The 15,057-nt window shown below is 74.3% G+C and carries 14 protein-coding genes; 10 read left to right on the forward strand and 4 right to left on the reverse strand.

The features are described 5' to 3' along the window. The first annotated feature begins 72 nt into the window (after positions 1–72). Positions 73–1,419, forward strand: coding sequence for a sensor histidine kinase (locus QWJ13_RS15175; RefSeq protein ID WP_316524780.1), 1,347 nt, complete (start codon positions 73–75; stop codon positions 1,417–1,419). Continuing rightward, positions 1,416–2,126 (forward strand): response regulator transcription factor, encoded by a 711-nt coding sequence (locus tag QWJ13_RS15180; RefSeq protein ID WP_316524783.1) that lies wholly within the window; start codon positions 1,416–1,418, stop codon positions 2,124–2,126. The genes QWJ13_RS15175 and QWJ13_RS15180 overlap by 4 nt, the downstream gene beginning before the upstream one ends. Before the next feature lie 68 nt (positions 2,127–2,194). Here QWJ13_RS15180 and QWJ13_RS15185 read toward each other — a convergent pair whose 3' ends face one another. The 3 genes from QWJ13_RS15185 to modA all read right to left on the reverse strand — a co-directional run bounded on the left by QWJ13_RS15185 (position 2,195) and on the right by modA (position 5,191). Next, entirely contained in the window at positions 2,195–3,307 is a 1,113-nt protein-coding gene (locus QWJ13_RS15185) for an ABC transporter ATP-binding protein (protein ID WP_432277511.1), read from the reverse strand. Positions 3,308–3,404: 97 nt separating this feature from the next. Continuing rightward, a complete protein-coding gene (locus QWJ13_RS15190) occupies positions 3,405–4,208 on the reverse strand; it encodes an ABC transporter permease (RefSeq protein WP_316525201.1) in 804 nt (267 codons plus the stop codon). 80 nt (positions 4,209–4,288) lie between these two features. Next, positions 4,289–5,191, reverse strand: coding sequence for a molybdate ABC transporter substrate-binding protein (gene modA / locus QWJ13_RS15195; protein WP_316524787.1), 903 nt, complete (start codon positions 5,189–5,191; stop codon positions 4,289–4,291). A gap of 350 nt (positions 5,192–5,541) precedes the next feature. Here modA and QWJ13_RS15200 point away from each other — a divergent pair, with 350 nt between their 5' ends. From QWJ13_RS15200 to QWJ13_RS15225, 6 genes are all read left to right on the forward strand, one after another. Continuing rightward, the gene (locus QWJ13_RS15200) at positions 5,542–6,609 is read left to right on the forward strand and encodes an RNA ligase (ATP) (protein ID WP_316524789.1); all 1,068 of its coding nucleotides are present in this window, start codon (positions 5,542–5,544) and stop codon (positions 6,607–6,609) included. 378 nt (positions 6,610–6,987) lie between these two features. Further along, entirely contained in the window at positions 6,988–7,935 is a 948-nt protein-coding gene (locus QWJ13_RS15205) for an MHYT domain-containing protein (protein WP_316524792.1), read from the forward strand. A gap of 90 nt (positions 7,936–8,025) precedes the next feature. Beyond that, positions 8,026–10,791: a sensor histidine kinase gene (locus QWJ13_RS15210; RefSeq protein WP_316524794.1), complete on the forward strand. Its 2,766-nt coding sequence runs from the start codon at positions 8,026–8,028 to the stop codon at positions 10,789–10,791. Further along, complete coding sequence (locus tag QWJ13_RS15215) at positions 10,788–11,198, forward strand: roadblock/LC7 domain-containing protein (RefSeq protein ID WP_316524797.1); 411 nt, start codon at positions 10,788–10,790, stop codon at positions 11,196–11,198. Before QWJ13_RS15210 ends, QWJ13_RS15215 begins: the two co-directional genes overlap by 4 nt. Positions 11,199–11,203: 5 nt before the next feature. Further along, positions 11,204–11,671, forward strand: a complete 468-nt coding sequence (locus QWJ13_RS15220; protein WP_432277527.1) for a DUF742 domain-containing protein — start codon at positions 11,204–11,206, stop codon at positions 11,669–11,671. Between the two features lie 151 nt (positions 11,672–11,822). Continuing rightward, positions 11,823–12,395: a GTP-binding protein gene (locus QWJ13_RS15225; RefSeq protein WP_316525203.1), complete on the forward strand. Its 573-nt coding sequence runs from the start codon at positions 11,823–11,825 to the stop codon at positions 12,393–12,395. Positions 12,396–12,531: 136 nt separating this feature from the next. Here the strand turns inward: QWJ13_RS15225 and QWJ13_RS15230 are convergent, their stop codons facing one another. Then, a complete protein-coding gene (locus tag QWJ13_RS15230) occupies positions 12,532–12,903 on the reverse strand; it encodes a hypothetical protein (protein ID WP_316524800.1) in 372 nt (123 codons plus the stop codon). Positions 12,904–13,230: 327 nt separating this feature from the next. Here QWJ13_RS15230 and QWJ13_RS15235 point away from each other — a divergent pair, with 327 nt between their 5' ends. Beyond that, positions 13,231–13,872, forward strand: a complete 642-nt coding sequence (locus QWJ13_RS15235; protein ID WP_316524802.1) for an RNA polymerase sigma factor — start codon at positions 13,231–13,233, stop codon at positions 13,870–13,872. A 45-nt stretch (positions 13,873–13,917) separates the two neighbouring features. Then, positions 13,918–14,967: a hypothetical protein gene (locus tag QWJ13_RS15240; RefSeq protein ID WP_316524804.1), complete on the forward strand. Its 1,050-nt coding sequence runs from the start codon at positions 13,918–13,920 to the stop codon at positions 14,965–14,967. Positions 14,968–15,057: the final 90 nt, after the last annotated feature.

Consider the following 15,057-nt stretch of genomic DNA (forward strand, 5'->3'; position numbering starts at 1 on the left):
CCTCTCGGGAGGGAGGCCGCGGGCGCCCGGCGCGGGATCCGGGAGCCGGCCCCGACCTGGCAGGATGGCCCGATGTCCAAGATCGAAGCGCTGAGGAGCGCGGTGTTCGGAGCCATTGGGCGGGAGAACGCGGCGGCAGGCGGCACGGTGTCCGGGTGCGCGGTTCCCGGGCGCGCGGTTCCCGGGTTCCTCGCACCGCTGGTGGCCGGTGTCACGTACGCGCGGATGCTGCACCTGCTGGTCGGGTGGATCTTCGCGGGCGTCGTGCTGATGATCTATCCGGGGACGTACCGGAAGGGCCTCGGCGAGATCCTGATGGCGGCCGTCCCGCTGGACTGCCTGCTGCTCGCGGCCGTCGCCCTGATCCCGGCGGCGCGGCGGGCCGAAGGGGTGCAGGCGCGGCTGCTGCTGGTGCCCGATCGCGAGGAGGACATCGCCACCGAACCCTCCCGCACCTGGGCCGACCGGCGGCGTACGGCGGGCTGGTTGATCGGTCGGGTCGCGCTCGGGTCGGTGGCCGGCTTCGCGCTGTCCTTCGGCGCCGCCGCGTGCTACGGCCGGCTGACCGGTCCGGACGCGCTCTGGTACCTCCCGTTCACCCCGCTGCTGGTGCTCGGCTTCGGCTGGTTCCTGGTCCTCGCCGGTCGTCTCCAACTGGCCATGTCGGTACGGATGCTGGGCCCCTCCCCGGTGGAGCGGCTGGCCGAGGCGGAACTGCGGGCCGAACGGCTGCTGGAGCGCAACCGGTTGGCCCGGGAGCTGCACGATTCGATCGGCCACGCGCTGACGGTGACGGTCCTTCAGGCCGGCGCCGCGCGCGAGGTCGGGGATCCGGCCTTCGTCGCCAAGGCCCTCGAAGTCATCGAGGAGACCGGCCGCTTGGCCATGGAGGACCTCGAACGCACCCTCGTCCTGCTCCGCGAGACCCCGTCCGGGGTAAGCGGGGTGGCCACCGAACAGCCCGGCATCGACCAGCTGCCCGCGCTCTTCGACACCGCCCGGGCAGCCGGCAGCCCGGTCGAGGCGCGGATCGACGTGCCGCCCGGCACGCTGCCCGGGGTGCTCTCCCGGGAGTCCTACCGGATCGTCCAGGAGGGGATCACCAACGCGCTCAAGTACGCACCCGGCGAGCCGGTCGACCTCCGGATCGCCGTGCAGGACGGGCAGTTGGAACTGCGCTGCGCCAACCGGCTGCCCGGCTCCGGGCGTTCGGCGGCCGGTGCGGGCAAGGGCGGAACGCGCAAGGGCGGCAAGGGGCTGCGCGGCATCCGCGAGCGCGCCGCGCTGCTCGGCGGGGAGGCGACGGCGGGTGCGGCGGCAGGTGCGACGGCAGAGGTCGAGCCGACGGCGGGGGCGTCCGGGGACAGCGGCGGGGAGTGGGTGCTGAGCGTCCGGCTGCCCCTACGCTTGGGCTCGTGACGAACGATCTCGATGCGGCAGACCGGGGCGGCCGCGGAGCCGCCGGTACGACGGACATCCTGCTCGCCGACGACGAGGAACTGGTCCGGGCCGGCCTGCGGGCCGTCCTGGAGGCGCAAGGGGACCTGAGGGTGGTCGGCGAGGCGGCCGACGGCGCGCAGGCCGTCACCCTGGCCCGCGCGCTGCGCCCGCACGTGGTGCTGATGGACGTCCGGATGCCGGTCCTGGACGGCCTGGCGGCCACCCGCGAACTGCTGCGCCCCGGTGCGCCGGGGGAGCGGCCGCCACGCATCCTGGTCGTGACCACCTTCGAGAACGACGACTACGTCTACCAGGCGCTGCGCGCGGGCGCCGACGGCTTCCTGCTCAAGCGCAGCCGCCCGGCCGAGATCGCCCACGCGGTACGGCTGGCGGCGGCGGGGGAGTCGCTGCTGTTCCCGGCCGCGATCCGTCGCCTGGCGGCCGGGCACGGCAACCCGAGCGCCCGCGCGGCGATGGAACGGGCGGCGCTGACCGAACGCGAGGCGGAGGTGCTGCGGCTGGTCGCGCGCGGCCTCAGCAACGGGGAGATCGCCGAGCAACTGTTCCTCGGCGTACAGACGGTGAAGACGCACGTCAGCAGCGTGCTGGCGAAGCTGGGCGCGCGGGACCGCACCCAGGCGGTGATCGCGGCGTACGAGTCGGGGTTCGTCGAGCCGTCGGAATGACCTCGCCTGGGCGGCCCGGGCGTGGTGGCCAAGCGAAGCGGCGGCTTCGGTGACGTGCCGGTGGGCGGTCAGGCCGGGTAGGCGTGGGTCTGGGCGGCCTTGACCGACGCCCAGACCGCGGCGCCGGGGGCCAGTTCCAGCTCCGCGACGGCGGCCGGGGTCAGGTCGGCGGCCATCGGCAGGTCGCCGACGAGTTCGGCGCGGACCTGGTCGCCGTGCAGGTCCAGCCCGGTGACCTCGGCCTTCCACAGGTTGCGCGCGCTGGTCTGCGGGCGCTCCCGGTAGAGGGTCACGGCGGAGGGCGGGAAGGCCACGAAGGCCGGGCCGTGCAACTCCTCGGTGGTGGCCAGGACCGTGCCGTCCGGGAGCGTGACCCGACCGCCCTCGGCCCGGCCCTGGTACAGGTTCAGTCCGACCAGCCGGGCGATGTAGTCGGTGCGCGGGCGCCGTGCCACCTCGGCCGGGCTGCCGGACTGCACCTCCTGCCCGTCCTCGATCACCACCAGACGGTCGGCCAGCACCATGGCGTCCAGCGGGTCGTGCGTCACCAGCACCGCGACGGCCTCGAACTCGGCCAGGTGGCGCCGCAGTTGGGCTCGTACGTCGAGCCGGGTGCGGGCGTCCAGGGCGGCCAGCGGCTCGTCCAGCAGGAGCAGCCGGGGGTGAACGGCCAGGGCGCGGGCGAGTGCCACCCGCTGGGCCTGGCCGCCGGAGAGCCGGCCGGGGCGGGACGAGGCGTGGTCGGCCAGGCCCATCCGCTCCAGCCAGCCGGCCGCCTCGGCCCGCGCCTCGCGTTTGGGACGGCCCTGGCAACGCGGGCCGAAGGCGACGTTGTCGAGCGCGCTCAGGTGCGGGAACAGCAGGTAGTCCTGGAACACCACGCCGACCGGCCGCTCCTCGGCGGGGGTGTGCACGCGCTGCGCCGGGTCCTCCAGGAGGCGGCCGTCCAGGCGCAGATGGCCGCCGGTGAGCGGAAGCAGTCCGGCGAGGGCGCGCAGGGCGGTGGACTTGCCGGCGCCGTTGGGGCCGAGCAGGGCGACCACCTCGCCGGGGGCGGCGGCGAGGGTGAGGTCGAGGGCGAACGTGGCGCGCTCGACCCGCAGGCGGGCGTCCAGGGCGGGGCCGGGGGGGCTGTCGGCGCCCGTGGGGGGTGTGGAGGGCACAGGGGGCGTGGGGCTCATCGGGGCGGCGTCCAGGTGTCCGAAGGGGCGTCCGAAGGGGTGTCCGAGTGGGCACCCGAGGGGGAGGCCGAGCGCGAGTCCGAGGGCGCGGGCCGGGTCACGGCGTCGACAGCCAGCGGTCGCGCAGACCCACCAGGACGGCGACGGAGACCACCAGCAGGACGAGCGACAGCGCGATCGCCGCCTGCGGGTCCGACTCCATGGCCAGGTAGACCGCCAGCGGCATGGTCTGGGTGCGGCCCGGGAAATTGCCCGCGAAGGTGATCGTCGCGCCGAACTCGCCGAGCGCCCGGGCCCAGGCCAGGACGGCGCCGGCCGCGATCCCCGGGGCGATCAGCGGCAGGGTGACCCGCCGGAACGCGGTCAGCCGGGAGGCGCCCAGGGTCGCGGCGGCCTCCTCGTAGCGGGGGTCGGCGGCCCGCAGTGCGCCCTCGACGCTGATCACCAGGAAGGGCATCGCCACGAACGCCTCGGCGATCACGACCCCGGTGGTGGTGAACGGCAGTGTGATGCCGAAGGCCGAGTCCAGCCAGGAGCCGACGATGCCGCGCCTCCCGAGCACCAGCAGCAGTGCCACACCGCCGACCACCGGCGGCAGCACCAGCGGCAGGGTGACCAGCGCCCGGATCACCCGCCGGCCGGGCAGCTCGGTGCGGGCGAGCAGCCAGGCCAGCGGGACGCCGAGGACCAGCGACACCGCGGTGGCGGCGGTCGCGCTGATCAGCGACAGGCGCAGCGCGTCCCAGACGGCGGTGCTGGTGAGCTGCTCGGACAGACCGCTCCAGGGCGCCCGGACCAGCAGGCCGACCAGCGGCAGGATCAGGAACGCCAGCCCGAGCAGCGCCGGGAGCAGCAGGGCGGCCGGGACCCCGCGGTGTGCGCTCGGGCGGCGGCGCGGCAGGGCCTTCGCGGGTGCTGCCGCACCGCCGGGGGTGCGGCCTTGGCCCGAACGGTTCGTCCCGGGGTCGGTGGTGCGGTCGTTCACGGGGCCTGGAAGCCCGCGGCGGTCAGCACCTGCTTGGCCTCGGGCGACTGGACGTACGCGAGGAAGGCGGCGGCGCCGTCCCTGTTCGGGGCCTTGGCGAGGGCGGCGATCGGGTAGTCGTTCACGGCCTTGTCGGCCTCGGGGAAGTCCACACCGTCGATCTTCGCAGCATCGGCCCGCACATCGGTGCGGTACACCAGCGAGGCGTCGACCTCGCCCAGTTCGACCTTGGTGAGCGCGCCCTTGACGTCCTGCTCCAGGGTGACCGGAGTCAGGTTGAGGTCGGCGGCCTTGAGCGCGCTCTGGGCGGCGCCGCCGCAGGGCACCTCCTTCGCGCACAGGGCGACCTTCACGCCGGAGCCGGTCAGGTCCTTGAGGCCCGCGATGTGCTTGGGGTTGCCCTTGGGGACGGCGATGGTGAGCGTGTTCTTGACGAAGGTCGTCGGCTGTCCGTCGGCACCGCCCGCGTCCGTCACGGTCTTCATGGTGGCCGGGCTGGCGGCGGCGAAGACGTCCGCCGGGGCACCGGATTTGATGCTGGTCGCGAGGCTGGAGCTGCCGCCGAAGTTGAAGGTGACCTTGGTGCCCGGGTTGGCGGCCTCGAACTTCTTGCCCAGGTCGGTGAAGCTCTCCTTGAGCGAGGCGGCGGCGAAGACGGTGATGGTGCCGGAGGGCCTGGAACCGGATGGCTTCGCGCTGTTGCCGTTGCCGTTGCCGTTGCCGCTGCCGCTGCCGCTGCCGTTGCCGCTGCCGCTGCCGCTGCCGCTGCCGTTGCCGCTGCCGCTGCCGCTGCCGCTGCCGCTGCCGCTGCTGCCGCAGGCGGTGGCCCCGAGGCTGAGGGCGAGGGCCGCCGCGGCGGCGACGGCGAGTCTGCGCGTGGTGGTGGTTCGGGTGCTCATCGGTGCTTCCCCTCCAGGGCGCGCGCCGGGAGGGCGCGAGGGACTGGTTGTAGGTGCGGCCATTAGGGCGATCATAGTGTCGCAAATGCGAGTGATAAACCCCCTATGGCTTTGCAAGGGCGGGGCTGGGGTGGGGCTCGTGCGTGGCTGGTGCGGGCCTGGTGCGGGCCGCCGGGCTGCCGGTGGAAGGCGGGAACGGGCCTGGTGGGGGGTGGTGCGGGTGGCGGCAGGGGGCGCGCGGAAATTGTGTCGCGCCAGGGGTGGTCGGACGGCCACAGTGGTCGCCGTCCGTACGAACGGCCCGAACGGCCCGATGAGCCGCCGCGGCCGACCAAGGGAGGAGTCCGTCCATGTCCACGCTGCGCGTCACCGCCGAGAAGCTGACCATCCTGGAGCACCCGAACGCCGATGCCCTGGAGCTCGCACAGGTCGGCCTCTACCGGGCGGTGGTCGCGAAGGGCGTGTACCGGACCGGGGACCACGCCGTCTACATCCCCGAACAGTCCGTCCTCCCCGAGGAGTTGATCGATGAGCTGGGGCTGACCGGCAAGCTGGCCGGCGCCCGGGCGAACCGGGTGCGGGCGGTACGGCTGCGCGGTGAGCTGTCCCAGGGCATCGTCTGCCGGCCCGCCGCGCTCGCCGACGCGGACCTGGCCGCCGCGGCCGAGCGGGGCGAGGACTTCGCGGAGCTGCTCGGGGTCGTCAAGTGGCAGCCGCCGGTGCCGACGTCGATGAGCGGCGAGGTGGTCAGCGCGCCGGACCTGCTGCCCTGGGTGGACATGGAGAACCTCAAGCGCTACCCCGACGTCTTCGAGCCGGGCGAGCCGGTGGTGCTGACCGAGAAGCTGCACGGCACCTGCTGCCTGGTCACGTACGTCGCCGCCACCGGTGAGGTGCGGGTGTCGTCCAAGGGCATCGGCGCGCAGGGGCTGGCACTGATCGAGGACGAGCGAAACCTGTACTGGCGGACGGTGCGCGCGTACGACATCCCGGCGGTGGCGGCCCGACTGGCGGAGCGGCTCGGGGCCGAGCGGGTCGGCATCTTCGGCGAGGTGTTCGGTGAGGGGGTGCAGGACCTCGCCTACGGGGTCTCGGCGCGCACTGGGCGGTCCGGCTATGCGGCGTTCGACGTGTCGGCCGTGGTCGACGGGCAGCCGACCTGGCTGTCCGCGGCCGAACTGCTGGATGGGGAGCTGCCGTTGGCGCCCGAGCTGTGGCGCGGCCCGTTCGACCTGGAGACGGTGCTGGGGTTCGCCGGGGGCCGGGAGAGCGTCTCCGGGCGCGAACTGCACCTGCGGGAGGGTGTGGTGGTGCGGCCGGTGACCGAGCGGTGGAGCCTGGCGCTCGGCGGGCGGGCGATCGCCAAGGTGGTCAGTGACGCCTACCTGACTCGCAAGGGGGGCACCGAGTACGAGTGAGGACGCGGGAGTGGGCGGCGGACGGGGTTCAGCGGACAGATGACAGATTTCAGCTGACAGATTTCAGAGTCTGTCAGCTGTGATCTGTTACCTGTGATCTGTTCGCTGTCCGTCGCTCGCCCGCCCTGTGCCGTTCACCGTGCCGTCTGTCGTCCGCCGGGTACAGGACCGGGTCATTCGAACACACCGTCCTCGTCTCGCGGGCAGCTTTTCAGATCTTCGCCTGACCGATTCCGACCCCTCGATAGCGTCCCACGCACCCCAGGCCGGAAGCGCACATGCGGGTGGCATATGCCATTCGTATGCAGTCCGCCCGGCCCGGGGAGCCCGGGCGCGCCGTGGACCGCCCCCGGGCCCGACCGGTCGACCGGAGGTCCCATGGGCACCCTCAACCATCTCAGCCTGAGCTGGCTGACTCCCGCCCTCTCGTACCTGATGGCCTGTGCCGGCGCCGCCCTCGGGCTGCGCTGCACGCTGCGCGGCCTGGCCACGAGCGGCCCGGCCCGGCGGAACTGGCTGATCACGGCTGCCGCCGCGATCGGCTCCGGCATCTGGACCATGCACTTCGTCGCCATGTTCGGCTTCACCGTCGACGGCACCGAACTGCGCTACAACGTGCCGCTGACCGTCCTCAGCCTCGTCGTCGCGGTGCTGGTCACCGGCCTCGGTCTGACCGTGGTCTGCTACGGCCGGCACCGTGGCCTCTCCCTGCTCTCCGGCGGCGTCACCACCGGCCTCGGCGTCGCCGCGATGCACTACCTGGGCATGGCGGCGGTACGGATGCACGGCGGCCTGCACTACGACGCCGGGACGGTCGCGCTGTCCGTGCTGGTCGCGGTCGGCGCCGCCACCGCCGCGCTCTGGGCCGCCGTCACCATCCGCAACGTCTACGCGGCCGCGGCCGCCGCGATGGGCATGGGCCTCGCCGTCAGCTGCATGCACTACACCGGCATGGCCGCCCTCCACGTCCGGCTGGATCCCACCCGGACCGGTCTCGGCGGGGCCAGTCCGATGGAGTTCGTCTTCCCGCTGGCCGTCGGCCTCGGCTCCTTCCTCTTCCTCGCCTCGGCGTTCGTGGCGCTCTCGCCGACCGACCAGGAGCGGGTCGGTTACCGGGAGGCCGGCCGGCTGCCCATCGAGGAGCTTCCCGGCGCTGCGGCGTACCCCGGGTCAGACCGGCGCGAGCCCGCCCGGGCCGGGGCCGGGCGCTCCGACACCGAACTCCATGACACCGAACTCCATGACGACGGACACCCCGGCACCGGACACCCCGGCACCGGGCGCCCCGGCACCGGGCGCCCCGGCACCGGGCACCGCGCCGCCTGAGCCGTCGCCGGCCTCTACGCCGTCCCTGCCAACTCCGCCGTCCCCGCCGTCCCGCCGTCCCGCCGTCCCCGCCCGAAAGGCTCCTCACCCATGCGAGAAGACCGCGGCACCGCCTCCGGTGCCCGTCGGGGGGCCCATGCCGGGCCGCCCGCCCGGCCGCCGCGCCCCGGTCCATGGCTGCGCGGACTGCGCCCCCGGACCGTCCGCGCCCGGATCATCGCGCTGCTGATGGTCCCGGTCGTGTCCGTCATCGCCCTGTGGGGGTTCGCCACCGTCACCACCGCCCAGGGCGTCTGGGACCTGCTGCGCCAGCGCGATGCCCAGCGCACGGTGCTCACCCCGGTCGCCGAGGCGGTAGCCGGGCTGCAAGCCGAACGCACCGCCGCCGGCCAGCTGTTGGCCGCCCCGGCGCCCGCCCCGGCGACCACCCCCTCCGCCGCCCGGGAGAGCGCCCTGCGTGAGGCCGCGACGGCCACCGACCGGGCGCTCACCCCGCTGTTCCCCGACACCCGGCACCCCGACCGGGGCTACAACCGCGCCGACGCCCAGGGCCTGGGCGGTGACGCGGCCGCCCGGCTGGACGCCTTCGGCAGCTCGCTCGCCGCCCTGCCCGCACTGCGTGATCGGGTCCTGGCCAGGAGTGTCGGCTGGCCCGAGGCGTACGCCGCGTACGGCGAGGCGGTGGACCGGGCGCTCGCGGCGGCGGGCTCGGTCACGCCGTTCCTGGACCGCCAAGTGGCCGTCGACGAAAGGGTGCTGCTGGAACTCGCCCGCTCCCGGGAACTGCTCGCCCGGGAGGACGCGCTGCTGCGCGCCGCCCAGCTGTCCGGCGGGTTCGGTGACGACCAGCTGCGGGAGTTCTCCGGAGCGGCCTTCGCCCGGCGGGAGTTCGAGCAGGGCGCTGTCGCCGGTCTGCGCTCCGCCGACCGGCAGGTGCTGCTCACTGTCACGGGCGGCCAGGACCATCGCGAGCTGGCCGGGTACGAGGACAAGGTCCGGGCGGCGCCCGACGGCCGGACGGCCGTCGCGTTGGTTCCCGCGGACCGCTGGGCGATGGTGGCCGGGAACGTGGCCGACGCCCTGAGCTCCGTCGAGGACCAGGCCGGACGGCTCGCCGCCGAGCGCCAGGACCCGTACGCCCTGGGCCTGTTCACCCCGGCCGGGATGGCGGTGCTGCTCGGTCTGGTCGGCGTGGTCGCTTCGCTGGTGATCTCGGTGCAGATCGGGCGCGGGCTGGTCACCGAGCTGATCGGCCTGCGCAACTCGGCACTTGAGCTGGCGGGTCGCAAACTCCCTGACACCATGCGGAAGTTGCGCGCGGGAGAGGAAGTGGACATCGAGGCCGAGGCCCCCCGGCCGGTGGAGCGCGGCGACGAGATCGGTCAGGTGCACCGGGCGTTGGGCACCGTCCAGCGGGCCGCCGTCACCGCGGCGGTCGAACGGGCCGAGGTGCTTTCCGGGGTCTCCGGGGTGTTCGTCAACCTCGCCCGCCGCAGCCAGGTCCTGGTGCACCGCCAACTCACCTTGCTGGACGCGATGGAGCGCCGCACCGAGGACCCGTCCGAGCTGGCCGACCTCTTCCGGCTGGACCATCTCACCACCCGGATGCGCCGTCACGCCGAAGGCCTGATCATCCTCTCCGGGGCCGCCCCGGGCCGGGGTTGGCGCCGACCCGTCCCGCTGGTGGACGTGGTGCGGGCGGCCGTCTCGGAGGTCGAGGAGTACGCCAGGGTCGAGGTGCACCCGCTGCCGCGCGCCGCCGTGGTCGGCCACGCCGTCGCGGACCTCACCCACCTGGTGGCCGAACTGGTCGAGAACGCCACCGGGTTCTCCCCGCCGCACACCCGGGTGCACATCCGGGGCGAACGGGTCGGCAACGGCTTCGCGTTGGAGATCGAGGATCGCGGCCTCGGCATGGGCCCGGAAATGCTCGACTCGGCCAACCGCCGGATCTCCGCCGCCGAGCAGAGCGACCTCTTCGACAGCGACCGGCTCGGCCTGTTCGTGGTCAGCCGGCTCGCCCGGCGGCAGGACGTCAGGGTCTCGCTGGTGACCTCCGCGTACGGCGGCACCACCGCGGTGGTCCTGCTGCCCACCACCCTGCTGGCCGACGGGGCGGCGGAGGTGGAGCCGGGGGACGTGCGGCACGGGTTCGAGCCCATGACGCCGGAGGCTCCCCCCGCGCCGGCGGCGCCCGTGGCCTCCGGAGCGCCGACGGGCAGGGCGATGGCCGAGGTCGAGGAGTCGGACTTCGCGGGGTGGGTGCGGCAGGACGCGCCGAATGACGGGCTTCCGGCGGCGGGTGGGCCGCCGCCGGAAGGCGGGGCGCTGCTGCCGTTCGGCAACCGGGGCGCAGACCCCGGCCCGGTGCGCCGCACCCCCTTCCGGGCCTCCGCTGCCCGGGGCGCCGGTCCGGTCGCGGACGACGGCCGAGCAGACGGTCCCTGGTCGGACGGCCACTGGTCGGACGGCCGCGGCCGGTCGGAGGACCGCGCTCGACCGGAGGAGCGTGCCCGGTCGGAGGGCCTCGCTCGATCGGACCGTCGCCAAGTCGACCAGGGCCCCGAGGAGTTGCCGCGACGGACCCGCCAGGCGAGCCTCGTGCCGCAGTTGCGCGAAGCCCCGGTCCGGCAGACCGTGCGCAGCCGACGTACGGCTGCCGCCTCCGCGGACGGCTCCGGCGGCGCCGACCGCAGTCCCGAGGCGGCGCGCGCGGCGATGTCCGCGTTCCAGAACGGATGGGCGCGCGGTCTGCGCCCGGAGGGGCGGCGGGACGGGCAGTCCGCCGACCCCGCGCGGCCGCCGCGGGCGCGCCAGCCCCAACCGTCGTCCCGACCCGAAGGAGAGCGTCCGTGATCGCCACCACCCACCGCGCGGGGGAGCTGAACTGGCTCCTCGACGAGTTGGTCCAGCGCGCCCCCGAACTCCGCTTCGCCGTGATGCTCTCCGCCGACGGCCTGGCCATGGGCACCTCGGCCGGCCTGCCGCGCGAGGACGGAGAGCACCTGGCGGCCGTCGCCTCCGGCTTCCACAGCCTGGCCAAGGGCGCCGGCCGGCACTTCGGCGCGGGCGAAGTCCGCCAGACCATGGTCGAGTTGGAGGGCGGCTATCTGCTGGTCGCGGCAGCCGGAGAGGGCACCTGCCTCGCCGTGTTCGCCACCGCCAGGGCCGATCTCGGGCTGATCGCCTACGAGATGGCCAGACTGGTCCGCCGGGTCGGGGAGCATCTGAGCGCCCCGCCGCGGGCGGTGGGCGGCCGGTGAGTCCGATGCCCGGCCCGTACCGGGAGCGACATCCGCGGCGCCCGAGGGCCGAACCCGGCGAGTACCCCCGCAACCCGCTCGCCGCCGCGCACCGGGCCCGCTGGTACGACGACGACGCCGGGCCGCTGGTCCGCCCGTACGCGATGACCCGGGGGCGCACCGGGGCCGGGGAGCAGCAGTTCGACCTGATCGCCGTGGTGGTCACCGAACTGCCCGACCCGGCGTTCGCCCTGGATGTGCCCGAGCCGCCGGTCGGCCCGGAACAGGCGCGCATCCTCGCGCTGTGCCGGAACGCTCCGCTGTCCGTGGCCGAGTTGGCCGCCGACCTCGACCTGCCGGTGGGCGTCGTGCGGGTGCTGCTCGGCGACCTGTTGGCGGCCGGGCTCATCCGGGTCCGCCGTCCCGTCCCGCCCGCCCTGCTCCCCGACGAGCGCATCCTCCAGGAGGTCATCCGTGGACTCCGCGCACTCTGACCACCCGTCCGAGTCGCCCTACCCGTCCGATCCGTATGGCAGCTCTGATCCGTACGGCAGCGGCGAGCCCTGCGGCAGTCCCGAACCGTACGGCAGTTCCGAACCGTACGGAGGGTCGGACCCGTTCGAGACCGAGGACCCCGACGACACCGTGCTCGCGCTCAAGATCCTGGTGGCGGGCGGCTTCGGGGTCGGCAAGACGACGCTGGTGGGCGCGGTCAGCGAGATCCGCCCGCTGCGCACCGAGGAGCGGCTGACCGAGGCCGGGCGCGAGGTGGACGACCTGGACGGTGTGGAGCGGAAGACCACCACCACGGTGGCGATGGACTTCGGCCGGATCACCATCCGCGAGGGACTGGCGGTGTATCTGTTCGGCACCCCGGGGCAGGACCGGTTCTGGTTCCTCTGGGACGAGTTGGCGCAGGGGGCGCTCGGTGCGGTGGTGCTCGCGGACACCCGCCGACTGACCGACTGCTTTCCGGCCGTCGACTTCTTCGAGCACCGCGGCATCCCGTTCGTGGTTGCGGTGAACCGTTTCGCCGGGACGCGGGAGTTCGGCCCGGAGGAGGTCTCCCGTGCACTGGACCTGGACGCCGGTACGCCCGTGCTGCTGTGCGACGCGCGTCGCCGGGCCTCGGGCAAGGAGGTGCTGATCAACCTGGTGGAGCACGCGGGCCGAGTGCACGCCGCCCGGCTGCTCGCGGACGCCTCTCCGGTGGGCTGACGCGGAGGGGGAGGGGACGGCCGAGGGCGGGCGGGGGGCGAATGACAGACGACAGGTAACGGCGAACAGATAACAGATGACAGATAACAGCTGACAGATTTCGAAATCTGTCAGCTGTCATCTGTCAGTCGAGGGTTCAGCTGTGCCACTGGAACACGATCTTCGTCCAGCGGGATCCGGGGCAGTTGCCCCAGACCGACCAGGCCTGCGACCGCGCGCCGATCCACAGGCCGGTGGTGTGCGAGCCGTCCGCGCAGTAGGTGATGGTGCGCAGCTGGCCGGAGTAGACGTAGCAGTAGCCCTCCCAGCGCCAGCCGTAGTTGGCGGTGATGACGCAGTGGTAGGCCTCGGACGCGACGGTGTTCGAGACCGCGGCGGCCCCGGGGGTGATGGTCTGGTGGGGGGCCGTCGCCGCGGCGGCCGGCAGGGTGGTGGTCCCGAGCACGCCGAAGGCGGCCGCGGCCGCCAGTCCGAACGTGGCGATCTTCCTGGCGATGCAACCTCGCACGGTGGTTCTCCTTGCTGAGGGGTTCTCGTCGGGCGGGTGTCCCGGCCGCCGGGATGTCCGCGTGGAGGTGAAGTCCCGCTCCCCGTGCGACTGGTGACGTGTTGCATACGAGTGACTGCGCAGAGTGAGACGACGAAGTATGATGTGACCTGTGTCACAAGTAGTTCAGTCGGGTTGGGCCTCGTTGGCCGGGCCGGGCCGGACGTTCGGCTGCCGATTCCCGGGGAGAGCGGCATGGCGGATTGCACAGGTCGGAATGTGGGAGACGGGCGGGAGCGGGACTTCGGTCCGAGCGGGGGTGGCGGCCAATCCGCCGAATTCAACCGGGTGTTCACGGATCTGCTGCCCAGGCTCCACCAGGCGGCGGCCTCCCTGTCCGGTAGCCCGCTGGGTGCCGGTGACGTCGTCCACGACGCGTACCTGCGGATAGCCCGCAGTCCGGAGCGCTTCCTCGGCCATCCGCAGCCGTACGCCTACGCGTTCACCACGATGGTCAACATCCTGCGCGACCAGTGGCGACGGGAGCGGCGACGGGTGTCGATGCCCGAGGTGCCGGACCCGGGCGACGCCGTCGAGCGGGACCGGGGAGTGTCCGACCCCCAGGCCGGCGGGATGGTCGAATTGCAGGCGCACTGGGAGGTGCTCCGGCTGCTGAGCTGCCTGACCGCCAAGCAGGCCCGCGCGGTGGCGCTGGTGGACCTCGACGGCTACAGCGTCGACGAGGCCGCCGAGCTGCTCGGGCTGCACCGCAGCACCCTGGCCGTCACCCGCCGTCGCGCCCACGGTCGACTGCGCACCGTCCTCGCGCGGGAACGGGAGCGAGAGCGGGAGCCAGAACGCGAGCCAGAACGCGAGCGCGAGCGGGAGTGCGAATGCGAGCGCGAGCGTGGGCGTGGGCGTGGGCGGGAGTCCGGACCGGGCCGGGCGAGTCGGGCCCGGTGTCCGCGCCGCCCCGACGCACCGAGCTGACGGCAAGTCAGCTGATGTGCCGCCCCGGCCCGTACCCTGCGGAACGTGATCACGTACGAGGACGGCCGTCTGCGCGCCCTGGCCGAGGGCGGCCGCTGGCCCGAGCTGCTCGCCGCCTACCGGCAGGGCCGGGCGGCCGCCGTGGCGGAGGCCGGGGAGGAAGCCGCGGCGGCCCTGACCGCTCCGCTCGGCCATCTGATCGCCTACGCGGCGCCGCCCGAGCTGGCCGTCCGGTTGTTCGACCGGGCCGGCGGCGCGGGGACGGCCGCGGGCGTGGCCGACCATGACGCCGGCCCGCTCTGGGAGGTGCTGGCGACCCGGCACTCCTGGCTGCGGCTGGCCCCGCTGCTCGGCCCGGCCCCGGTGCGGCGGCTGGTCGCGCACACCCGGGTGCTGCTCGGCGAGGACCTCTCCCACGGTGCCGAGCCCGACCCGGAGGGCGTGCCGCTGTGCCTGGAGCCGTGGGAGGCGTCGGGCTGGGACGAGGCGGCCCGGGTGCGCGAGTACCTGCCCGAGGGTGGCGCGCGCAGCGCGCTGCTCACCCTGCCGGCCAGCCGGGAGGGCCTGGGCGAGGTCGAGCTGCCGCCCTCGGTGGAGCAGCCGGAGGGCCGGCCGGACGGGCCGCGGGCCGCCCGGGCGCTGGCCGGGCTGGGGGCGCTCGCGCCGTGGGCGGCCACGGTCTGCGTCCTCGGCCGGGCCCCGGCGGCGGCCGCCCTGCTGGCCCGCGACCGGAGGGTGGTCGGCGGGTACCTGCCCTTCGCGCTCGCCTACCCGGCGCTGGTGCGGGCCGCCGCCGTGGGGCGGGCGCAGGGCTGCGCGCACGGTCGGCTGGGGCTGTGGCGGGCGCTGTCCGCGATGGCGGCCATGGCCGGGCCGGACGCTCCGGGCGGCACGGGCGAGGCGGACAGGGCGGGCGAGGTGGACGGCGCGGACGGCGCGGACGGGGTGAACCGGGGCGAGGTGAACGCGCTCGTCGCCCGGATGCGCTGCTTCACCTGGCAGGAGCCGTCGGCCGGGCTGCACCATCTGCACCTCGCGTTGGAGGACCCGGTGGGTGGGGTGGCCTGGGCGGTCAGCGGCTCGCAGGAGCTGTAGCCGGTCGCCTCGGAGAAGTCGGGCGGACGGCAGAGAGGGCTTCCGAAAAGCACGAACCCCCCGGTCCGGCGCCGTTCCCAGGGGGCGTGG

Origin of the sequence: Kitasatospora brasiliensis (genome assembly GCF_032654805.1) — a bacterium.
Taxonomy (GTDB): domain Bacteria; phylum Actinomycetota; class Actinomycetes; order Streptomycetales; family Streptomycetaceae; genus Kitasatospora; species Kitasatospora brasiliensis.